The 21,937-nt window shown below is 43.1% G+C and carries 26 protein-coding genes and 1 tRNA gene; 15 read left to right on the forward strand and 12 right to left on the reverse strand.

Annotated features, from left to right (window positions below; translation table 11 throughout):
• Window positions 1-146 precede the first annotated feature (146 nt).
• Window positions 147-2,060 carry an adenylate/guanylate cyclase domain-containing protein gene (locus tag SPICA_RS07185; protein ID WP_041396176.1) on the reverse strand — a complete coding sequence of 638 codons (1,914 nt, stop codon included), beginning with the start codon at window positions 2,058-2,060 and terminating at the stop codon, window positions 147-149.
• A 207-nt stretch (window positions 2,061-2,267) separates the two neighbouring features.
• Window positions 2,268-2,341: transfer RNA gene (locus tag SPICA_RS07190), tRNA-Arg, on the reverse strand.
• A 110-nt stretch (window positions 2,342-2,451) separates the two neighbouring features.
• On the opposite strand from SPICA_RS07190, the gene SPICA_RS07195 reads away from it, so the two are divergent.
• From SPICA_RS07195 to SPICA_RS07235, 9 genes are all read left to right on the forward strand, one after another.
• Entirely contained in the window at window positions 2,452-3,039 is a 588-nt protein-coding gene (locus tag SPICA_RS07195; RefSeq protein WP_013968869.1) for a Maf family protein, read from the forward strand.
• 96 nt (window positions 3,040-3,135) lie between these two features.
• The gene (gene rpsB, locus SPICA_RS07200; protein WP_013968870.1) at window positions 3,136-4,020 is read left to right on the forward strand and encodes a 30S ribosomal protein S2; all 885 of its coding nucleotides are present in this window, start codon (window positions 3,136-3,138) and stop codon (window positions 4,018-4,020) included.
• A gap of 10 nt (window positions 4,021-4,030) precedes the next feature.
• On the forward strand, window positions 4,031-4,879 hold the full coding sequence (gene tsf, locus SPICA_RS07205) for a translation elongation factor Ts (RefSeq protein ID WP_013968871.1): 849 nt from the start codon (window positions 4,031-4,033) through the stop codon (window positions 4,877-4,879).
• Between the two features lie 89 nt (window positions 4,880-4,968).
• Window positions 4,969-5,523 (forward strand): ribosome recycling factor, encoded by a 555-nt coding sequence (gene frr / locus SPICA_RS07210; RefSeq protein WP_013968872.1) that lies wholly within the window; start codon window positions 4,969-4,971, stop codon window positions 5,521-5,523.
• The gene (gene uppS / locus SPICA_RS07215; RefSeq protein WP_013968873.1) at window positions 5,523-6,224 is read left to right on the forward strand and encodes a polyprenyl diphosphate synthase; all 702 of its coding nucleotides are present in this window, start codon (window positions 5,523-5,525) and stop codon (window positions 6,222-6,224) included. The genes frr and uppS overlap by 1 nt, the downstream gene beginning before the upstream one ends.
• The gene (locus SPICA_RS07220) at window positions 6,221-7,075 is read left to right on the forward strand and encodes a phosphatidate cytidylyltransferase (protein WP_013968874.1); all 855 of its coding nucleotides are present in this window, start codon (window positions 6,221-6,223) and stop codon (window positions 7,073-7,075) included. The genes uppS and SPICA_RS07220 overlap by 4 nt, the downstream gene beginning before the upstream one ends.
• A complete protein-coding gene (gene dxr, locus SPICA_RS07225) occupies window positions 7,075-8,220 on the forward strand; it encodes a 1-deoxy-D-xylulose-5-phosphate reductoisomerase (protein WP_013968875.1) in 1,146 nt (381 codons plus the stop codon). The genes SPICA_RS07220 and dxr overlap by 1 nt, the downstream gene beginning before the upstream one ends.
• A complete protein-coding gene (locus SPICA_RS07230; protein ID WP_013968876.1) occupies window positions 8,217-9,572 on the forward strand; it encodes a site-2 protease family protein in 1,356 nt (451 codons plus the stop codon). The genes dxr and SPICA_RS07230 overlap by 4 nt, the downstream gene beginning before the upstream one ends.
• Before the next feature lie 9 nt (window positions 9,573-9,581).
• The gene (locus SPICA_RS07235; protein ID WP_013968877.1) at window positions 9,582-10,196 is read left to right on the forward strand and encodes a CpXC domain-containing protein; all 615 of its coding nucleotides are present in this window, start codon (window positions 9,582-9,584) and stop codon (window positions 10,194-10,196) included.
• Window positions 10,197-10,207: 11 nt separating this feature from the next.
• Here SPICA_RS07235 and SPICA_RS07240 read toward each other — a convergent pair whose 3' ends face one another.
• The 7 genes from SPICA_RS07240 to rpsF all read right to left on the reverse strand — a co-directional run bounded on the left by SPICA_RS07240 (window position 10,208) and on the right by rpsF (window position 14,687).
• Window positions 10,208-10,504: a late competence development ComFB family protein gene (locus SPICA_RS07240; RefSeq protein WP_013968878.1), complete on the reverse strand. Its 297-nt coding sequence runs from the start codon at window positions 10,502-10,504 to the stop codon at window positions 10,208-10,210.
• Between the two features lie 16 nt (window positions 10,505-10,520).
• Window positions 10,521-11,861, reverse strand: a complete 1,341-nt coding sequence (gene dnaB, locus SPICA_RS07245; protein WP_013968879.1) for a replicative DNA helicase — start codon at window positions 11,859-11,861, stop codon at window positions 10,521-10,523.
• A 71-nt stretch (window positions 11,862-11,932) separates the two neighbouring features.
• Window positions 11,933-12,511, reverse strand: a complete 579-nt coding sequence (gene rplI / locus SPICA_RS07250) for a 50S ribosomal protein L9 (RefSeq protein WP_013968880.1) — start codon at window positions 12,509-12,511, stop codon at window positions 11,933-11,935.
• A gap of 48 nt (window positions 12,512-12,559) precedes the next feature.
• A complete protein-coding gene (locus tag SPICA_RS07255) occupies window positions 12,560-13,558 on the reverse strand; it encodes a hypothetical protein (RefSeq protein ID WP_013968881.1) in 999 nt (332 codons plus the stop codon).
• 14 nt (window positions 13,559-13,572) lie between these two features.
• Complete coding sequence (gene rpsR, locus SPICA_RS07260; RefSeq protein WP_013968882.1) at window positions 13,573-13,908, reverse strand: 30S ribosomal protein S18; 336 nt, start codon at window positions 13,906-13,908, stop codon at window positions 13,573-13,575.
• A gap of 23 nt (window positions 13,909-13,931) precedes the next feature.
• Window positions 13,932-14,396 carry a single-stranded DNA-binding protein gene (locus SPICA_RS07265; protein WP_013968883.1) on the reverse strand — a complete coding sequence of 155 codons (465 nt, stop codon included), beginning with the start codon at window positions 14,394-14,396 and terminating at the stop codon, window positions 13,932-13,934.
• 9 nt (window positions 14,397-14,405) lie between these two features.
• A complete protein-coding gene (gene rpsF, locus SPICA_RS07270; RefSeq protein WP_013968884.1) occupies window positions 14,406-14,687 on the reverse strand; it encodes a 30S ribosomal protein S6 in 282 nt (93 codons plus the stop codon).
• A gap of 141 nt (window positions 14,688-14,828) precedes the next feature.
• Between rpsF and SPICA_RS07275 the strand changes: the two genes are divergently transcribed.
• The 6 genes from SPICA_RS07275 to rlmN all read left to right on the forward strand — a co-directional run bounded on the left by SPICA_RS07275 (window position 14,829) and on the right by rlmN (window position 19,802).
• Window positions 14,829-15,269, forward strand: a complete 441-nt coding sequence (locus tag SPICA_RS07275; protein WP_013968885.1) for a hypothetical protein — start codon at window positions 14,829-14,831, stop codon at window positions 15,267-15,269.
• 86 nt (window positions 15,270-15,355) lie between these two features.
• Complete coding sequence (locus SPICA_RS07280) at window positions 15,356-16,642, forward strand: pyridine nucleotide-disulfide oxidoreductase (protein WP_013968886.1); 1,287 nt, start codon at window positions 15,356-15,358, stop codon at window positions 16,640-16,642.
• A 2-nt stretch (window positions 16,643-16,644) separates the two neighbouring features.
• On the forward strand, window positions 16,645-17,178 hold the full coding sequence (locus tag SPICA_RS07285; RefSeq protein ID WP_013968887.1) for an RsmD family RNA methyltransferase: 534 nt from the start codon (window positions 16,645-16,647) through the stop codon (window positions 17,176-17,178).
• 89 nt (window positions 17,179-17,267) lie between these two features.
• Entirely contained in the window at window positions 17,268-17,603 is a 336-nt protein-coding gene (locus SPICA_RS07290; RefSeq protein WP_013968888.1) for a hypothetical protein, read from the forward strand.
• Window positions 17,604-17,646: 43 nt separating this feature from the next.
• Window positions 17,647-18,759 (forward strand): tetratricopeptide repeat protein, encoded by a 1,113-nt coding sequence (locus SPICA_RS07295; RefSeq protein ID WP_052296402.1) that lies wholly within the window; start codon window positions 17,647-17,649, stop codon window positions 18,757-18,759.
• A complete protein-coding gene (gene rlmN, locus SPICA_RS07300) occupies window positions 18,759-19,802 on the forward strand; it encodes a dual-specificity RNA methyltransferase RlmN (RefSeq protein WP_013968890.1) in 1,044 nt (347 codons plus the stop codon). Before SPICA_RS07295 ends, rlmN begins: the two co-directional genes overlap by 1 nt.
• On the opposite strand, the gene SPICA_RS07305 is transcribed toward rlmN, so the two are convergent.
• From SPICA_RS07305 to SPICA_RS07315, 3 genes are read right to left on the reverse strand one after another with little or no spacing between them, the layout of a single operon-like run.
• The gene (locus SPICA_RS07305; protein ID WP_013968891.1) at window positions 19,776-21,137 is read right to left on the reverse strand and encodes a DUF445 family protein; all 1,362 of its coding nucleotides are present in this window, start codon (window positions 21,135-21,137) and stop codon (window positions 19,776-19,778) included. The genes rlmN and SPICA_RS07305 overlap by 27 nt on opposite strands.
• Complete coding sequence (locus SPICA_RS07310) at window positions 21,134-21,523, reverse strand: hypothetical protein (protein ID WP_013968892.1); 390 nt, start codon at window positions 21,521-21,523, stop codon at window positions 21,134-21,136. The genes SPICA_RS07305 and SPICA_RS07310 overlap by 4 nt, the downstream gene beginning before the upstream one ends.
• A gap of 3 nt (window positions 21,524-21,526) precedes the next feature.
• Complete coding sequence (locus SPICA_RS07315) at window positions 21,527-21,931, reverse strand: (deoxy)nucleoside triphosphate pyrophosphohydrolase (RefSeq protein WP_013968893.1); 405 nt, start codon at window positions 21,929-21,931, stop codon at window positions 21,527-21,529.
• Between the last annotated feature and the right edge of the window lie 6 nt (window positions 21,932-21,937).

Below are 21,937 nucleotides of genomic sequence, written 5' to 3' on the forward strand. Positions count from 1 at the left end.
CAATGCATTCCTGATACGGTAAATATAGAGGGCAGACAGATTATCTAGGGGATTTTTAGCATAACATAATTTGAATACTTTCAAAGCTTTCTCATATTCTTTTTCATGGTATAAACGGACACCCTGCTCAAAGAGGTTTTTTGATTCTATAAAAAAATTTTTTCCTTTGGAGTGTAAACATCCAATAATTCATAAATATCACAGGGTTGGGACTTGCCCTTCACCAATACCGTATCAATTAACCGGCCTTGAAAACCAGCCTCCTGCATATAGTTTTTCATACTTCCTGAAAGTAAAATGGGAACATTGTAGGTTCGGGTCAATGATTCAATTCTGCTCGCTAAATTGACAGAATCGGAAATGACGGTACTTTCAATACGCATTTGTTCTCCGATAATTCCGAGCATAACCGGACCTGTATGAATACCTATACCAATCTCTATTGGTTTCAGCCCATAAGAAAGTCGTTCTTTATTATATTCATTAAGTTTTCCATGGATGGCCAAACTTGCCTGTACTGCATCCTGCGGTTGTTCAGGAAATAAAGCCATGATTCCATCGCCTATATATTTATCGATAAAGCCATGATTATCCCTGATTATTGGTCCTATACGATTAAAATAAGCATTAATGAAGTTGAAATTTTCTTGTGGACTCATGGTTTCTGAGAGGGTTGTAAAGGATCTGATATCTGCAAAAAGAATAGTAAGTGAGCGTAAAACCTGGTCACCTAACATGATATCATTAATGCTTTTTTTATTAAGAAATGTCAGAAATTCATTAGGGACGAAGCGAGCCATCGATTTATTCACCGTTGTTAATTCATCAGAAAGTTGTTCAACCCGAGTAAATGATTTTGAAAATATTCTAGCTAAAGCCAGAGATTGCAGGAAAATAAAACTAAAAAGTCCCAGAGGCAGTAAATAAGTTGTGTGTATGAGGTTCTTTGAATACAGGACATCATTAACTGCTGTTAAGGTAAATACAATAAAACCCGCAAGAATCAGACCTGCATTTTCTCGTTTTCGCACCCATGCAACAATAATACAGATCAAGACAAATAAAAGTCCTGCAAGGGCTGTTATTTCCATTGGGGTAACTAGACAATTAAATAAGCTGAGGGGTAATATCATTGATAATATCGAGAATAAAACAGCCGGACTTAGCATAATTCCAAGGCCAATAAATGGAATATCCTTAGGGAAAAGTTCCTTAAAAAAGAGACCAAAAAAAAGTGCGCCCAGATAAAACACACTGAGTTCCATTTTTATTTGGAGCTCCCACGGTACGAGAGGTACAAGGCGCCCCAACGCAATCGTTCCAGTTGTAATAACCCTGAGAGCTACAACAACACAAAAAAGTCCAAAAAATAAGGGAGACCGGTCTTTAGGTCTGAATAAATACATAGCAATGTTATACAATCCAATAATAAATATTGATCCGAAGAGGAATAATTCGTTCATTACTGATCGATTATAAAAATTTTGTATAGCCTGGGCTGTTCCCAATACAATCGGTTTCCATTGTCCTCCATGCCGATAGTCGCGGTTTGCTACAAAGAGAAAAATATCAAGTTTATTATCTTCTGGTGTTATAAAATATACTTCGGGTCTGAATTCACCCATTACTTCTTTTAAGTTGGTATTGGCAATACCATTAGTGCCCACAAGAGTCCCATTGATATATAATTCATAAGAACTGACCATTTGGGGAATATAGAGCCCATACACCTGAGTGTTGGGAAGCATCACCGTAAGCCGATAGGTGGCATAGCCTTGAGCTGGGAACTGTTTTCCTCCATGGGTGCCGCTAATCCAATAAGAAGGAATACGGGGCCAGGCATCGGGCATAACATGGAGATGTTGCAGATCTGTTTCACTTGTTATTTTTTTTTGCCACCAGAAAGCCCATTCTCCCGTTAGTTCTATGATTTTATTATTAGAAAACAGTACCGAAGTCAGATCAATAATACCCGAATGGGCCAGCGGTAATTCCTGAGAGCAAAGAGAGCTGACTACAAAGAAGACAATATAACTAATACTTGACCATTTTTTATTCATCCATCTTATCCTATTCGATTAAGTATAATGCATTTTTTAAGTAATTTTCAAAATTATTTTATTTTTTGCATCTATAAAGAACTAGATAATTAATTAATTTTTTTTTAAATAATTTTTACATATTAAATAAGCATATTGTGTAGAAGCATGTTAATCATGAGCAAAAAAAAACAGGCGTACCCTTAACTGGATCGCCTGTCTGAACAATGAGAGATGCGGGACTCGAACCCACCACCTTCAGCTCCGGAGGCTGACGCTCTATCCAGATGAGCTAATCTCTCATTTTATATAAAATGAACGTATAGCATTCTCTAAGGAATGTCAAGATGGATGGACAAACCTGTTTAGAAACTTGCTTGACATAAAACCCTTCAGTACGGCATAAAAAGTTATGGAACCAATCATATTAGCTTCTGGATCGCTGAGAAGACAGGAATATTTTAAACTTCTGGGCCTACCCTTTAATATTATGCCCTCCTATGTAGATGAAACGGCTCCAGCAGAATTGTCCCCCCGGGAACATGCAGAACACATAGCCAATCGAAAGGTAAAAAAAATCCTTGAAGTATTGGAAGGAAGACTCCCCTTATGGATACTCGGGGCTGATACCATTATATCCATAGATAATACCATCTTCGGGAAACCAGCAGACCGACAGGAAGCCTATCATATGCTGAAAACTTTTTCTGGCAGGACCCATGAAGTCATTACCGCTATGGCTCTCTATGTGGGAAGAGAAAAACGTATCGCTACTAAGGCTGTTTCGAGTACCGTACGTTTTTCACACTTAAGGGATGATGAGATCGAATGGTATCTGGATACGGGTGAATGGCAGGGTGTTGCCGGAGGTTATCAAATTCAAGCTCTAGCAGCCTGCTTCATTTCTCATATAGAAGGATCCTATAGTGGTATAGTAGGCTTGCCAATTCACGAATTTTATGGCATGTTACGGGAGAATGGTTATCCCTACGGGGCATAAATCATTTAATTTTCCGCCACCTCCGAGTGGTGAGATACAGAGAAGGTTTAATTTTCACATAGTTATTTGTATGTGAAAATTAACAGGGAGGAAATTTTGGCAGTAGTTACTATGAAGAGCCTGCTCGAGTCGGGCGTGCACTTCGGCCATCAGGTCAAACGCTGGGATCCTCGGATGAAGAAGTACATCTTCGCCGAACGGAATGGAATTCACATTATTGACCTGCAAAAAACAATCCAGGCAATCAAAGATGCCTATGAAGCGGTTCGAAAAACCGTCAGCTCCGGCAAAACAGTACTCTTTGTCGGAACCAAAAAACAGGCCCAGCAGGCTATTCAGAAGGAAGCTGAACGCTGTGGTATGTTCTATGTCAACAACCGCTGGCTTGGCGGTATGCTTACCAACTTTGCAACCATCAAGAAGTCTCTTCTTCGTCTCAAGAAACTAGAAAAGATGGAAGTTGATGGTACCTTCGACAATCTGACCAAGAAGGAAATCGCTGCTCTTGCAAAAGAACGGGCAAAACTGCAGAAGAACCTGGGCGGTATCAAGGAGATGAAGGAACTTCCGGGCATTCTCTTTGTGATTGATACCCGTAAAGAAGCAATTGCGGTTGCTGAAGCTCAGAGGATGGGTATCCCCGTGGTAGCAGTGGTTGACACCAACTGTAACCCCGAAGGCATCGATTATCCTATCCCCGGTAATGATGACGCAATCCGGGCGATTACCCTCTTTACACAAATTATCGCCAATGCAGTTATTGAAGCGGATAATGAAGCGGGGCTCAAAATCATTGAGACCCTCGGTGACGAAGAAGAAGGCTCTGATGATATGCTTACCGACATGTCCATCCGCGAAGAGGATCGGGAAATTGACATCAGCTCTTATGATGGTGAAGTTCCTGCTTCCAGCGAAATTGATGAGGATACCGATGAAGATGAACTTCCGGTAGATGTAGATCGGGTTTATGATTCCAAATAAGGAGAACACCGTGGAAATTAAAGCTTCCGATGTAAAGGCCCTGCGCGAAAAAACTGGCGCTGGCATGATGGAATGTAAAAATGCCCTGGTGGCCTGTGAAGGAGACTTTGCAAAGGCAGAAAAATACCTGAAAGAAAAGGGCTTGGCCGCCGTTGAAAAGCGGTCTGACCGGGCAACTAATGAGGGTAAGGTATTTATCAAGATTGCCAATAATAAGGCTGTCCTCGTTGAACTTGCATCTGAAACTGACTTTGTTGCTCGAAATCCCGATTTTGTTGCATTAGGTAATAAAATTGCAGAAGTAGCCCTCGAGAAGGGATATACTGAACCCAACGATGAACTCAACAGCATGGTCACCGATCTGGCTACCAAGATTCGTGAAAACATGGGCCTTAAGCGCCTTAAGGTGGTCCCTGCAGCTAACAATGAATACCTCACCAGCTATATCCATGGTGATGGCTTAATCGGTGTTGTGGTCAAACTGGCCGCTGATAAATCTGAAGCCCTGCAGGATGAACGGGTAAAAGCCTTTGCCTTCGATTTGGCATTGCATATCGCTGCATTTAACCCCTATGCACTGGACCGCAGCAAGGTAGATCCTACACATCTTGCTGAACAGGAAGAAATCTTCCGCAAACAGATGGAACAGGATGAAAAGATGAAGGGCAAACCCGCCAACGTAGTAGATAATATTCTTAAGGGAAAGGTAAATAAATACCTTGCAGAGATCTGTCTCGTTGACCAGGGTTTTGTCAAGGATGAAAAGCTCTCTGTTGCCAAGGTTGTGGAAGATCTCGGAAAACAGGTTGGTGCAAAGATCAGTATCGCCGACTATGTATATTTCCGTGTAGGCCAGTAATATATAGCTATCTTAGGGCCACTCTACATCAGTGGCCCTCTGTAGCACGTAACGTTGCAAGCCTGAAAAGGGCATTCAAGGAGAACTACATGCACAGCGCCTTAAAAACCTCTGAAGATCGGATGAAAAAAACCATTGCAAGCCTTAAAGATGATTTGGCCAGTATTCGTACCGGACGGGCCTCTGCCGCACTCTTTGATAAGATCCGGGTCGACTATTATGGTGAAAAATCTCCTTTGAATCAGGTTGCAAATATTTCTATTCCTGAAGCCCGGCTTATTGTGATTCAACCCTGGGATCGGGCCATGATTGGAGAGATTGAAAAAGCCATCCGGACATCCGAATTGTCTCTCAATCCATCCAATGATGGAAAGGTAATCCGTATTTCTATACCACCACTTACGGAAGAGCGACGTAAGGAGCTTGCAAAACAGGCAAAAAACCTTGCAGAACAAAGCAGAGTGGCCGTACGAAATATCCGCCGGGACGGTAACGAAGAGCTCAAAAAGGCTCAGAAAAATGGTGAACTTACGGAAGATGAGGAAGCCAAGGCTGAAACGGAACTTCAGAATCTTACCGATAAATATATCAAAGAAATTAACCATATTCTTGAAGAAAAAGAAAAAGAGATAATGGAAGTCTAATGACTAATTTAACGATACCAGCCCATGTGGGCATCATAATGGATGGTAATGGCCGCTGGGCCCAAAGCCGTAATATGGCCCGGACTCAGGGCCACCTGGAAGGCCTTAAGGCTGCAAAACGGATCGTCAAAGCCGCTTCTGATATGGGTATTTCCTATCTCACACTATATACATTTTCTACAGAAAACTGGAAACGCACCCAAGACGAGGTTGGTTTTATTATGGGCTTGGTAAAAAAATACCTTATGGCCGAATTTGATTTTTATCAAGAAAATAAGATTCGGATCCGGTTTACGGGAAACCTTGAGGGACTGCCTCAAGATATTGCCCAGGAAGTCATCCAAGTCTGTGAAAAGACTGCCCATTTTCCAGGTCTTTCTGTCATCCTGGCCCTTAATTATGGCGGACGAGATGAAATAGTACGGGCTGTAAAAAAAATCATCCAACAAGGTTTGACTCCCGCGACCATTACCGAAGCAACAATCTATCAGTATCTTGATAACCCTGATGTTCCGGACCCTGATCTCATTATCAGGACCGCATCAGAGTTACGTTCCAGCAATTTCTTGCTTTGGGAAAGTGCCTATAGTGAATTTTATTTTTCAGATAAGCTATGGCCCGATTGGGATATGGCGGATCTAGAAAATGCAGTTCAAAGTTATCAAAACAGAAAAAGACGGTTCGGTGGTATCACGGCATGACCAAATTAGTTCAACGGCTTCTTATTTTTTCTCTTGGCATTCCAGCGATTGTGGCCCTTGTAGCCTACCTCCCCTATTATAATCATCTTGCTGTAAACCTTGTTGTCACCATTATCAGTGCTCTTGGAGCGGTTGAATTTTCCCAAATCCTTGCAAAAAAACATTACAGACTGCCTTCATGGGAAGCGGCTCTTCTTGGATCCCTCGCACCTCTCGCCATGACCCTCAGTATCAGTTTTAACATTCCCGGCGAATTGGTGCCTGCAGCGTTTATTTTTGGTGCAAGCTGGCTGATTGCCTCAAGGGTTTTTTCTTCATTACAGGACATTTCACAGGTTCTCGACCGGATATCTACCGGCCTTTCAGCTATGATATATCCCGGTATGTTTATGCTCTGGATTATCAGAATGACGAGACTTTCCCACGCAACGGTTATTATTCTCACATTTTTATTAATGGTTTTTGCTAATGATTCCCTTGCATGGGCGGTGGGGATGCTTTTTGGGAAAGGTAACCGAGGTCTTATTCCTGCAAGCCCGAATAAGAGTATCGCTGGCTTTATTGGCGGGTTGGCCGGGTCTTTAATAATTGGTTTTACTGCTCCCCTGCTCTTTCCAACCGCTTTTACTACAAATCATACATTGCCACGCCCCCTTGCAGGTATTATTTTGAGTATTTGTGTTGGAGTTGTTGCAATTATTGGAGACCTGGCTGAATCTACAATAAAACGAAGCGGAGAAGTAAAAGATTCTGGTTTTATTATCCCGGGACGGGGCGGTATTTTAGACTCCGTAGATTCTATCGCCCTAGCAGCACCAGTTTTTTATGCACTGTATTGGATTTTATTTTGATGAAACGTAATATTGCTGTGCTAGGAGCCACCGGCTCTATCGGTAAAAGCACCCTGGATGTGATTGCAAGCTATCCAGATGATTTTGATGTGGTACTACTTTCGGCTCATCGGGACATTCAAAAATTATGTTCACTAAGTACTATCTATCCGAATGCAAAACTCGCACTGACTGATGATTCTGTATCATTAAAAACTAATAATAAAAACATATCCTATTGGGGACCAGAAGGGCTTTTAGAGGCGATTCGTGAGAGCGGTGCCCATATAGTGGTAAATGGTATTGCAGGAGCTGCCGGTTTACTTCCATCTTTAGCCGCCCTTGAATCGGGTGCTGATGTCGCCCTAGCCAATAAAGAAACCATTGTGATGGCAGGGCCTTTAGCCTTTGCAACAGCAAAGGAACATCACTGTCGAATATTGCCGGTAGATTCTGAGCATTCTGCGGTGTTTCAACTTATCGAAGCCCACGGTTCTGATACACTCGAAGAAATTATTCTCACTGCTTCCGGGGGGCCATTCAGACAATACTCGAAAGAAAAATTGGAACAGGTGACCCTTAATGACGCTTTAGCCCATCCAACCTGGAATATGGGGGGAAAAATTACTATAGACTCGGCCAGTCTCGCGAATAAGGGGCTCGAAGTTATAGAGGCAGTCCGATTATTTCATGTTAAACCAGAACAGGTAAAAGTACTTGTTCACCCACAAAGTTATATTCATTCCTTAATTCGACTAAAAGAAGGCTCTCTCTATGCCCAAATGTCACGACCTGATATGCGTCTTCCCATTCACAATGCCCTCTTTTGGCCTGAGGTCCGTTTTTGCCAGTTTGGCAGATTAGATCTTGTAGGTCAAAATTTAACCTTTGAACAGCCACGGGAAGATCTCTTTCCCATGCTGCCCCTTGCCTATCGGGCAGTTATAGCTGGTTCTGGCTATCCTATCGCCTATAATGCAGCTAATGAAGAGGCTGTAGCTGCCTTTATAAATGGTATGATTAGATTTACCGATATAGGACACGTAGTAGAACAGGTTCTGCAAAACCAATGGAACTGCGATGAGCTTGTAGTTCAATCTATTTTGGAAATTGATACTAGATCCAGAATTGCCGCAAGAAATGAAATAAAGGAGTATTCCCGTTGATTATAAAAATCATCTTAGGACTCATCGGTCTCGGTGTTGTCGTTTTTGTACATGAATTGGGACACTTTATTGCTGCCCGCCTTGCAGGCATCGATGTTGAAGCCTTTTCTATAGGCTGGGGACGACCAATTTTATCAAAAATGATAGGCGGGGTTGAATACCGAATCGGTATATTTCCCGTAGGCGGTTATTGCCGGATGAAGGGCGAAGCAGAGTTTAAGGAAGCCCTCACCAATAATTCGGTGATAATTCCCCGAGAAAAAGGTACTTTTTATGGCGCTTCTCCACTCAAACGAATCCTGACAGCCGTTGCAGGTCCCTTTGCAAATGCCCTTTTTGCAGTCCTGGTGCTTTCATTAGTGTGGGCTATAGGGTTTGATGTACAAACCCTGGACAATAAAATTGTTCTTGCCTCAGAAATAGAGGGGAAAACCTTTCCTGCCGATGCAGCAGGCTTGCGTTCTGGTGACCGCATAATAGCGATTAATGGGAAAAAAGTCTCAAACTATACGGAAATTCAGGAACAAATTGCACCAAACCCTGGAGCCACATTAGATTTATTAGTGGAACGTGATGGGGAACAAGTTGCCATAGAGATAAAACCTCAGCTTGATCCTGACACAGGAGCAGGTCGGATTGGCATCTATTTCTGGACTGATCCAATTATAGAAACGGTCAAAGCAGGAAGTCCCGCCCACATTGCAGGACTCTTGAAAGGTGATCGTATCATTTCTGTACAGGATATGCCGCTTCCCTATTCAGTTGCCCTCTATAAAGTACTAAAAGATCGACCCTCTGTAGTAAACATTGAAATAGAACGAAATGGTGAAGTACAAAAAAAAGAGCTGATCCTATCCTATGATGACCAGGGCCAAACCAATATTGGTCTTGAATTTAAGACGATTAAATATCGTGCTGTTGCCCGCTCACTTCCAGATGCCTTTGTGAAAGGCACAACAGAAACCTGGAAAACCCTTACGGTCTCGATAAAAAGTCTTGCAGTTCTTTTTAAGGGAGTCAATTTGACAAAAGCCGTATCAGGCCCTGTCCGTATTACCTACATGGTGGGTGATATAGCCGCTGAAGGCTTTGGGCAAAGTTTTGGAGCAGGTTTTACCGCTATTGCAAGTTTTCTTTCACTCATTTCAATTTCACTCTGTATTATGAATTTACTACCCATACCAGCCCTCGATGGAGGACTTATTATCCTGTTCTTTATTGAGCTTATCACCCGTAGACCGCTTCATCCTAAGGCAGTCTATTGGTTTCAAATGCTGGGAGCACTCTTTATTTTTAGTTTGCTTATTTTTTCGATCTTTGGCGATATTCTGTTTTTATTTGGGAAAAAATAGGAGGTATTCATGAAACATTCTATAACCTGTCAATGTGAACACCGTTTTGAAGTAGACATTCCAGAACTCGTTAATCTTGATGAAAAAACCAAGGTGATCGAAGAGCTTTGTAATGGAACCTTTTTAACGATTATCTGTCCCTCCTGTGATACCCCTTTAAAGCCTGAATTTCCCCTTATCATTGAGTGGCCAAGCCATAAGACACGACTTCAGGTTCTACCTGAATTTGATCGTGGTGCCTTTTATACTAACAAGGTACAAGCTGCACCCCATACCGAGATTGTCATAGGATACCCAGAAGCAGCGGATCGTATTATGGTACTTAGAGAAGGACTCGATCCAATCATTATCGAGGCACTAAAATATTACCTGCTCCTTAAAGCTGATGAAATGAACCCTGAAGCCGAAGCTACTGCGTGGTTTGCAGGAAAAAACAGAGAAACCTTAGAATTCCATGTACATGGATTACGAAATGAGGAAGTTGCTGTAAGTAACATTCCCTTTACGGTCTATACAAAAACTTCAGAGGAATATCATCGCAATCCTGACATAGAACCTTTTAAATCATTACGATTCGGACCTTATGTTTCAGTACAAAACCTTTTGCGGCCTGAACTAGAATAATGTACCATTAATTAATCATGGGACGGATGAGCCTTTACTTTTGCTATTGCGGAAGCTACAGCGTTTTTAACACTTTCAGCATAGGATGCTTCATCCATTGCATGGGCTGCATACATACTTCCCAATAATGAAACCCGGTACAAAGGCTTAACAGAATTAAGTGCAAAGGTTGCCATATCAAGAACACAATCTTCACAAAGGCACAGCGGCTCAGGATAACTTAAAACTTGCTTTTCAAGCTCATCTATAACAAGCCGCTCCGCTTCATTCACAAGCTGATCAAAATCGTAATTATCCTTAAAAGCCATATCTGTTTTCCTCCGTTTACACACTGGCTCGAGATAAATTCTCAAATTTAGTGTAGGACGGAAGGAAAACAATTTCCACTGTTCCAACCGGTCCATTACGCTGTTTTGCAATAATTAATTCAGTGGTAATTGCCTTTGAACGTTCCGCATCACTTTTCTTGTCCGACTCCCGTTCCCGGTGCAGAAACATGACCACATCGGCATCCTGTTCAATAGATCCCGATTCACGGATATCTGACAATGTGGGCCGTTTCCCTTCTGCATCGCGGCGAACTTGGGACAGGGCTACCACAGGAATATCCAATTCTCGGGCCAGACTTTTAAGGGATCGAGAAATTTCTGCAATCTGTTCATGCCGTGGCAATTGATAATTTTCTGAGGTAATGAGTGTAAGGTAGTCGATAAAAATGATCTCCACTTTCTGCTGAGCTCGAAGACGACGGGCCTGAGCCCGAAGGTCGAGCAGCTTCATGTTAGGCATGTCCACAATGTAGAGCGGTGCTTCGTAAATCCTGCCAGCGGCTTCCATCAAACTATGAAAATCGCTTGGTTTTAGTAATCCGGTTCGAATTTTTTCTGATTCTATCCGGGCTTCAGCAGAGATAAGCCGCTGCATGAGAGCCATGTCTGACATTTCCAGGGTAAAAAAGGCGGTTGGAATTTTTTCTTTAATAGCGGTGTGAGCAGCCATGGTTAACGCAAGGGCAGTCTTACCCACCGAAGGCCGGGCACCAATAATAATCAGTTCCGATTTCTGGAAGCCGCTGGTCATTGCATCAAGCTCATGGAGTCCCGAAGGAACCCCGGTAAATGCATCCTTGGTATTATATAGTTTTTCAATGGCTTCAATGGTTTTTGGAATAATTTCTTTGGCGCTTTTATAGGTTAAAGTCTGACGATTATCGGTCAGTTCAAAAATATATCGCTGAGCCTCTTCTACAATAAGCCGGGATTCGGTAGCTTCATCATAGGATTTGGCGGAAATTTCACTGGATATACGGAGCAGGGACCGTCGTACTGAATGGTCCTGAACAATTTGAGCATAGTAATCGATATTAGCACTGGTGGGAACCACGTTTGTGAGGGATGCCACATAAGCCGGACCCCCAGCTGCATCAAGTTCTCCCGATTGTTTAAGCTCTTCTATAACCGTAATAATATCGGCTTTTCGGCCCTGGTTAAATAAATTAAGAACAGCCTTATAGATTCGACGATTTGCATTAGAATAAAAATCATCGGGTCTTAAGTATCGTATTGCAACAGAAATTGCATCCTCATCAAGTAAGAGTGCACCGAGCGTAGCCTGTTCAGCCTCATCATCGTGGGGCGGAATTTTATCCTTTAGTATGCTAGCCATAGGTACATCCTTTTTTAGAAAAAAAGTCCCCTATATGTCTTTAAAACACATAGGGGACCGGCTCAATTTAGTTATTCCGCTGATTTGGTTTCTTCGGGAACGGATTCGTTTGCAGAAATTTCTGCAGCAACCTCTTCTTTATGAGCAGGTCGACCATGTCGCTGATGTCCCTTATGAGGTTCATGCTTTTCTTCAGTCTTGGTTACCTGGGCTTGTATAACCACGGTTACTTCGGCAGTAGTGTTTTCATACAACCGAACATGAATCTTAAATTTACCCACACTCTTGATGTGGTTTCCGGGAACTTCAATGCGTTTCCGTTCAACCTGGAAGCCCTGCTTCATAAGCTCATCGGCAATAGTCTGGTTGGTAACCGCACCATAGAGCTTACCATTTGCACCGGCAGGCATGGTGATGGTGATTTCAGTACCTTCAAGCCGTTCCTTAAGACTGGCCGCATCTTTTCGCTTTTCAGCCTTGCGGGCTTCAATTTCTTCCCGGCGAGCTTCAAAAATCTTTAGATTGCGTTCCGTATAGGGAACAGCAAGTCCACGGGGAAAGAGGTAGTTGCGGGCATAGCCCTTTGCAACATCCTTTACATCCCCTTCTTCGCCGAGAGGATTGACATCCTTGTTCAGAATGACCTTCATACTACAAGCTCCTTATATATATGGACTCAGAAACCGAACGCGCCGGTTTCACATCCCCGGAGTAGAGGATGGCCCAGTAAGATGGGGTCTCCGCAGGGAAACCCAATTCTCAGCAATACCTAACAGGGTAATCCCTGCCAGAACTATTGCATTGATTCCAGGACTCAACAGTACCACAAGAAAGAGGGTACGAAGTAAAAATCGGCTCAGCCGCGAAAGATGTGGATGTGCTAACATATGCGAAATAATGCCCATCCCTTGTAATAAATAGAGCAACCATGCGATGAGTGCGCCGTTCCAGCCAATAATTTCCAGAACTTCAACTTTAAACATTATACCGGTTAAAATTGCCAGTAACATGGATGACAACATCCAAATCCAGTCAAAATCAACATGAAAAGCCCGTAGAGACCAACGCTTTGCGGCTTTTTGGCGGCTTAATGCGGCAGAAACACCAAAAAACACCACATGACTGATAAAAATTCCACCTCGCAGGGCTATTGCTTTCATAAGTGCCAATATAGTATTAGCGTTTATTGCATTTTCAATAACAGACTGGTGCACTACATCGCTCGAAGTGCTTTCTTTGATTAGTTTTGTCACCATTTCTGCCTGATCCATAAGAAGATTGTAGAACTCCCTATCGTCACGAACAACAACATACAGAAGCAGAATGGAAAGGGTCCCTATAAAAGCTGCAACCAGAACCCGGTATGTTCCACGAAGAAAGGGAATAAATCTTTTAAATAGGTCTGGTATCAGCAACACCACAAAAAGTATGGTCAGAACAGATATATAGAGCGTATCGGCCAATAACAGTTTCCATACAGCTGGATCAGAACCGGCTGTAGCAAACGATATGACTCCATTAACGAACAGCATCAATAGTGCTGTTCCAAGGATTTCAAAAGGATTACCCCGCTGTCCCAGTAATCCTAATGGAATGAGAAACAGCGGAGTTAAAAAGCCGCTCCGCACAAGAATAACCATTACCACAGCCGTAAAAGCCGGATAGAGAATTTGTACCATTTTTGTGCGGGGTGCCATAAAGGATACCCTGATTAATCAGCAACGAAGGGTAATAGTGCGATAATCCGGGCCCGTTTAATAGCCACTGCCAGCTCACGCTGGTGTTTTGCACAGGTGCCAGTAATTCGACGGGGAAGTATCTTTCCCCGTTCAGTGGTATACCTGCGCAGGGTATCGGCGTCTTTATAGTCAATCTTCTGTTTCTGAGTACAGAATTTGCAAACCTTTTTCTTGAAATAAACCTTTCCCTTTGCTCCTCGGCCGCTTTTATCTTCTCCGTCCCGGCCAGTCATACCCATATCCATCTGAGCATCCATAGATCGGTCTCGTGCTGGCCGCTCATTCTGCATCATATTTTCATCAGACATGTATAATCTCCTTGTCTATAATCTTAAAATGGAATATCGTCGGCAAAACCATCATCCACAGGGCCATCGTTTGCTGATGGGCCTCTTCCCTGTGAAACTTCTGAGGGTCGCCGGGATGCAGTAAAACCACCATCCCCTTGAGTGGATGAGCCAGAACTGCCCTGTCCCCCACCAAGAAGCTGTACATTGTTTGCCAGAATTTCCACTTTAGATCGATTTTGGCCATCCTGTTCCCAACGATCCTGACGAAGCTCGCCATCTACTGCGACTTGTTTACCCTTTACGAGATATTGGTTCAGGGTTTCTCCAGATCTGCCCCAGAGTACTACATCAAAAAAATTTGGCTCATCGACCCATTGGTCGCCGTTTTTCCGACGCCGGTTAACAGCCACAGAAAACTTACAAACCGCCTGACCATTGGCAGTATATTTCAGTTCCGCGTCCCGGGTAAGCCGTCCGATCAGGATTACATGGTTAAGATCGGCCATAATGTTTCCTTATTCCTCTACTTTTACAAAGAGGTGACGAATAATGTTGTTATTCAGCTTAAAGGCCCGTTCCAGAGCAACAAGTTGCGCCGGATCCAGTTTAATGGTGTACAGGGTATAGCGACCCCGTGTTTTTTTGTTGATGGGATAGGCTAAATCCCTATCTCCCATTTCTTCGGTTTTTTCGACCTGAGCTCCATGATGGGCAAGGTCTGCCAGAACGTGTTCACGTCCTGCTTTGTAAAGGTCTTCTTCCAGGGGGAAGATGACCGTCAGTTCATACTGACGCATGGGTCCTCCTTACGGACTTATGATTGATCCGTCAACACAGACGGATAAAGAGGCTAGGCTAGTCTATAGAATGCTTTTTTCCTTGTCAAGTAAGGTTTAAGTAGGTTATTCTGTATGCCGATACCATAAGTGAGGATGAACATGTCAAAACGTATCCATATCGAAGACACCTTGTTTTTTCTTCAAAGCCGAATTAAATTGCTTAGTGAAGGTCTTATGCTTAATTTAGAACCAGACCTTTTTTTGGAATCATACTTTCAAGAGCTTGATCATCTCCAATCAAGTCTTGCCTATTGCATTTCAGCCATCCAGGAGAACGAAAAATATATCGATTGGGAAGAACAGGTTCATAATTTACTTGATATCGAGGATGATCTGGAAACTTTGATTAATAATCTCATTCAGGGAAAAGGAACCCTTGGGGCTGCCTTTATACCCATTTCTGAGAAATTGGAACTCTATAAAGTAAGTTCAAAAGATCGAAAAACACAGTTAGAACGATTGCTTGCCTTGCGCCCTGCAGAACAAGACAGTGGTATGGTAGTTAGTCCTCAGGAATTGCGAGAACTACTGCAAGATTAACAAGCTCTTTCGACGTTCCATGTCGCGAACTTGTTGAAACATTTCAGGTATTTCAACAATCTTTTAAAATATGATACTATTTACTCATGGAATATGTAGATTTTCTACTGGTAGGAACCGGTCCTACGGGTCTCGGTGCAGCCTTTGAATTGCTGGCGCATAAACCTTCTTCACGGATCATGCTTATTGACAAAGCAAAGGTGTCTTCGGGGGGCCTCCGTAATGACTGCAAAATGAATTTTACTTATCCAATAGGTTTTCCTGTCGATTTCTGGCCCCGGGACTTGGCAGAACAGTACCTTGAACGGGTTACCGCAGTCTTAAAACCTGACATCATGGAACGTAAAAACGTAGGAGCCTATAGTAAGCGGGCACAGAAAATCGGTGTTGAACTTCTAGATGTCAAACAGGCGCACCTTGGCACCGATGGGGGGCTTCAGCTCATCAACAAACTGATAAAGGAACTGGAACATAAGGGGGTCAACGTTTCTTTGGGAGAAACCATGCTCGATCTGGATCCAGTTAAAAGAATTGCAAAGACGGATCAACGGGAATTGCAGTATAAGGCAATTTTAATTGCTCCAGGACGGGGTGGCTTTGATTTTCTGCGAAAACTCATGACTAACATTGGAATTCCCTTTTCAGATAATTCTATAGATGTTGGGATACGGGTAGAAACGAGGGAAATTCATTACCCGATTGTTAAAGATTACTATGATCCAAAATTCCTTTTTCCGGAACGGGTACGGACCTTCTGTACCAACTCAAGAAGTGCCCATGTTGTGAAGGAACGGTACGAAACCGGTCATGGGGAAACCTATTACAGCGTAAATGGCCATGCTTGGTCTGCAGAACGGCCAGCTAATGGCTTAGTCAATTTTGCGATACTCCGGAGTGTAGAATTTACCGAACCCCTTGCATCGGGACAAGATTTTGCAGAAATGCTTGGACTTCAGGCAATGTTGGCTGGAGGTGGGAAACCGCTCATGCAGCGGGTCGGAGACTTTAGAATGGGGAAACGTTCCACCAGAGATGGTTTTAATCATGATTTATTTGATTTTGAGCCAACCCTTAAAGATTGTACTCCTGGCGATATCAGCCTTGTTATGCCCGCCAAGTTCTTGCGTTCCATATGGAAAGCCTTAAAGTTATTAGACACCATTGTGCCGGGGGTCTTACATCCCAGTACGATTATGTATTATCCAGAAATTAAGCTCTATGCAAATAAGCCCCAATTCAAGGATAAGCGCTATTTTATGGCTATAGACGGTGTGTACCTCGCTGGTGACGGTGCAGGAACGAGTCGAGGAATTACCGCCGCATGGGCGAGTGGACTGCGGGTTGCCGATGGTATGCTGAAAGGAGAACCATAATCATGAGAATTACCGGCGGTCAGCTCTGTGGCAGGCGGGTCGAAGTACCGGATGGTGTCATTCGTCCTGCGATGGATCGAATGCGTGAATCGGTCTTTGCAATATTGGGGGATTTAACAGGCAAATCATTTCTGGATATTTTTTCCGGCTCTGGCATCATTGCCCTCGAGGCTGCAAGCCGGGGAGCAAATCCGGTAGATGCGGTGGAAATGGATCCACTAAAACGGAAAACCCTGATAAAAAATGTATCTATTTCACCGGTGAAAATTAACTGTCATTTCATGTCCGCAGAATTATTTGTAAAACGGGCAAAAAAGCCCTTCGATTATATTTTCTGCGACCCCCCATTTCCGTACCGATTTAAACAACAATTGGCGGCTTCGATTTCACAATCGAAACTCGTAATCGACGGATCAGTGGTTTTACTACATCGTCCACGGGAAGATCAGTTCCCGACTACTTTGGAACAATTACATCTCATTGACCGGCGTGAATATGGTAGATCTATCGTTGATTTTTACCGTTTTGAACAATAAAAACTTATATTTTAGAGTTTTTTTATATAATTTAGTTGCAAATTCTCTTGTTTTTAGTTTATACTTTATCTTATACTTATTAAGGAAAAATGTTGAATAAGGAAACCTTGTTTGGTCGTTTTGAAAATCAAGGATTTATAAAAACAACAACACGGCCAGAGTTAGATCCAGTCCAGAAGGTTCAATTAAACAGAAGGGGTAACGAATTATTCAACAAAGGTGATATAAAAGGAGCGGAGCGGATTTTTATTACCACCGGTTATTCCGATGGTCTCATTCGTTTGGGCGACTGGTATCTGGCCCAGGGAAAACATCTCGAAGCCCTTAAAATGTATTGGCTTGCACCGGATAAAAAAAAAGCGGAACCTTTAATAGAAAAATTAGCCGCTTTGATACAAAAACTAGTAAAAGATGAGGAAAAATAGTATGGGTGACGATCAGAATTTTTTAAATCCAGAACTTGAACAAATGCCACTCTCCCAAGAAGGAGATAAAAAAGAGAAGGATGAATTTTCAGAAATTTCTGAGCTTTCAAAGAAGGGATATCAGCTTATTAAAGAAAATAAACTTGCCGAAGCGGTAGCTGCTTTTGAGGAAATCCTTGCAAAGGATCCAGATAACAACTATGCTCTGGTGGGCCTCGGTGATACCTCCCGGAAACGGGGCTCTTTCCGGGAGGCTGTTGAATACTATCGCCGTTGCCTTTCCCATCACCCTGGGAATAATTATGCCCTCTTTGGTCTTGCAGACTGCTATAAGGCTTTAAACCAGTACCAGAAGGCCATTGAGATTTGGGAACAGTATCTCCTGCATGATGATCGAAATATTACTGTCCTGACCCGGGTAGCCGATGCCTACCGCAAAGTCCGTGACTTCAGAAAATCCAAAGCAGTGTACCTGAGGGTCTTGGAAATGGAAGAGAATAACCCCTATGCCCTTATTGGCCTCGGACACTTGCACTACGATTTTAAAGAATATCGAGATGCCCTCTATTATTGGGAAAAAATGCTTTCGTTGCATAAGGATAATGTGGATATTCGGGTCCTGACCTCTATAGGCAACTGTCATCGTAAACTTAAAACATTTGCAGAAGGGGTCCCCTATTTTGAGCGGGCCCTCAAGATGGATCCCTATAACTTTTATGCCCTTTTTGGTCTTGCTGACTGTTTCCGTGGCATGAATCAACAACACCGATCCTTGGAATACTGGAACAAAATTCTTGAACAGGACCCGCGAAACAAAGTGATTCTTACCCGTGCTGGTGATGCCTATCGCAATATGGGTGAATTTGATAAGGCTGCAGAATACTATCATCGGGCACTGAATATTGAATTTGATATGTATGCCGTATTGGGACTTGCGGTGATATCTAAAATGCAGGGAAAATATGATGATGCCATCGAATCTCTCCGCCGTCTTATCCAGCAGGATCCAAAAAATTATCGGTTGTACATTGAACTTGCTGATTGCTGGATAAAAAAAGGCGACAAGGAACGGGCTATCGAAGTCCTGGCAGAATTCCAGAAAACAGGCCAGCGCAACGCCAGTATTTCTGAATACTTAGAAAAACTACAGGCATAATGGGTATTCAAAGTATCAGTGGGTATACCCTTGCAGAATTAACGGCACAATTAAAACCGCTCCCAGCTTTCCGGGCTAAACAGATATTTAAATGGCTTGCCCGTGGAATTACCTCTTTTGAGGCTATGACAGACCTTTCCCAGGAACTACGGAAAGAACTGGCAGAGCGATTCTTGGTAATTGAAACCACTATAACCAATACCCTGATTGACACCGATGGAACTATCAAACTTCAGATAACCCTTCAGGACGGAACAAAAATTGAAGCGGTAGTCCTTGTAGATGGTGAAGGCCGAAAAACCGCCTGTATTTCTACCCAGGTAGGCTGTCCTATGGCCTGTGCATTTTGTAAAACCGGGAGCCTTGGCTTTTTAAGAAATCTCTCTGCTGCTGAAATTTCTGAACAGCTCTATCATTGCCGCTCAGTCGCCGGCGACATTGCTAATATCGTTATCATGGGAATGGGAGAACCCCTCCTGAATCTGGAAAACCTGAGAAAAGCCATGGCTATCTGGTCTGATCCTGCCGGGCTTGGTATGTCCCGCCGAAGAATGACCATCTCTACGAGTGGTATTATTTCTGGAATCCTGGACCTGGCAGATCATGGACCGGAAGTCCGTCTTGCCATTTCCCTCACCACCGCGGATCCATTGTTACGGGAACTTCTCATGCCCGTCACAAAAGCAAATCCTCTAGCGGAACTTAAAGAAGCGCTACGATATTTTCAATCAAAACAGGATAAGCGAATCACCTTGGAAGCAGTTATGCTTGGGGGACTTAATACCCGAAAAGAAGACGCCCTAGCCATCGCAGATTTTGCAAAGGGACTGGATGTTATCATAAATCTTATACCTTGGAATCCTGTAGAGGGTATGGGCATTCAGGGGAAAACTTTTCAGGAACCCACAGACCGGGAAATAGACTTCATGGTAAAGCTGCTGGAACAGAGGGGACTTACGGTTACCCGCCGTTACCGTAAAGGAAGGGGTGTTTCCGGAGCCTGTGGTCAATTGGGGTCAGTAGATTCCTTTAATATAGATTGATAGGATAATCTGCCCTGCCCCAATCAGAGCCCCAAGAATGGCACCAAAAACGTTTATCCATTTGAATTGACTTGCCATAACATCAAGGACAATCCGTTCCACATCTTCCATATCCAGAGAGTCAATCCGTTCAGAAACAATACTACGGATGTTTATAGCTCGAAGGGCATCGGCTATTTTTGTATTTGCCAGATTGATGAGTGCCCGGGCTATGCGTTCATCAATATGCGATTTCTCTACTGCATCAAGCTGAATAAGATCACCTATCCGGTACTGATCATGGTCTGCAAAAAACTGACCGATCGTATGTTGAATAGTTATTTCATCCAAGTGTACGATCCATGAACTGAGCTTTTGTATCATAACCTTTCGCTGAGTAACTGTATCCCAACCGGCAATTTTATGAATAAGGTCTCCCATATTTTGGTACAGCAGTGGAGCTATAAAACCATAGACCATTCCTGAAAACCGATACAGGGTTTCCTGCTTTTGCCCCAAATCTAATAGGCTTTGTTGAATATACAGCACCAGGGAGCGACGGTTCTCTTGTGTACTAAGCAGTATATCAATTTGAGAGATGAGATCATCTATGATGTCCCCCATCCGTTCTTCCAGGGTTTTATCGTACTGGGCCGCTGAGATAAAAAATCGCTGAAAGGTGTTTAACTTCTGGAGAGTCTTCTGCAGAAAGACCCTTCCTTGAATTTCAAGCTGCCTATGAATATCTGGCTGCCGCAAAAAGGCGATGATCCGGTCCTTGAGTTCTATATAATGGGCATCAAGGAAAGTAATGAGCCCTTGCGTAGCCCCAGGCATCGTTTGTTCAAGCTTTTGTAGGATAAATTCTTGTAAAAAGTTTTGAATCTCTTCTACTTCTTTTCCAGTAAGTTCTGCAAGGTTCCGTTGTTGCAGTTGTTCGAGTAGTCGGTCAACAAGAGATTCTATCGAATCGAGAATACGCGGATTATGAATCATTTTTACCAAAAACTGTATCACTTCCTTAGCGAGCTCGGAATTACCTTTTAATGGAGTATCCAAGATTTGAACCGTAGCTGAGGAAACACCCTGTTGAATGGCTATAACAACATCGGGCTTCGTGAGCCTTTGACGGATGATTTCTTCGGTCAGTAGTTCTTTCTCTACCATACGGCCAATATTATCTGCCAGCTTGTGTCGTTCCCTAGGAAGAATTCCTGGGGTAAAGGGAAGCTGAAATGGACCAATTTTAATGGGATACAGGGGACGGAAGAGCATCTTTATAGCAATAGCATTGGTTATATAACCGATAATGGCTCCTAGAACCGGTGGGGCCAAGTACATGATGAGGTTGTTCATTGTTGTCCCTGAAGTAGATTTTTCAGAGCTGTTTGGGCCTGTGCTTGAGTTTGATACATTTTACCTGAGGATTCCCGTATCCAGCCTTTTTCTTCACCAGATACTAGTATCCATCGTTCAGTAGTGGATTCTCCATCTTGAAGTATCCTTCGTTCTAAAACGGGAAGAATGGTTCCCTTTCTCAAGACCCCTAAGGATACGCCTTTCCTGCCATAATGATCTAAAAGTTGGGTATAACTATTGGTAATCACTACATAGCCGATGACAGATCGGGACAATAAAAAGGTAACTGGTGGATGAAGTTGTTGTTCAGGGTTTGCCAGAAAACAAGATAAAGAGCTTAATGAAACAGAGAGAACAATGAACACCCACACTATACGTTTCATAGTTTACCTCTGAAGATATCTCTGTAATGAGGGGATAAGTTTCTTATCTGAATCAGCAAAATTAAGCTTTTCAATCTCTTCTAAGGTAGCCCAACGCCATTGGGTATGTTCAGTAAGAACATATTCCTGCTCTGGAATTACAACAATATATGCAAAAAGATGTCGTTTTTGCCGATGGTGTTCAAACTCAGCATGGGCAATACAAGCCCCTACGGTTACTGCAACACCAAACTCTTCCTGATATTCCCGGATCAAGGCTTCTTCATCGGTTTCACCAACTTCAACCTTGCCACCGGGAAATTCCCAGCGTTCTCCCATGGAACCACCTGGGATGCGTTGCGCTATGAAAAGGGCATTACCTTGTATACAAATACCCGCTACAGATCGGGGTTGTAATGGGGTATCCACGATAAC

Source organism: Gracilinema caldarium DSM 7334, assembly GCF_000219725.1.
Taxonomy (GTDB): Bacteria; Spirochaetota; Spirochaetia; order Treponematales; family Breznakiellaceae; genus Gracilinema; species Gracilinema caldarium.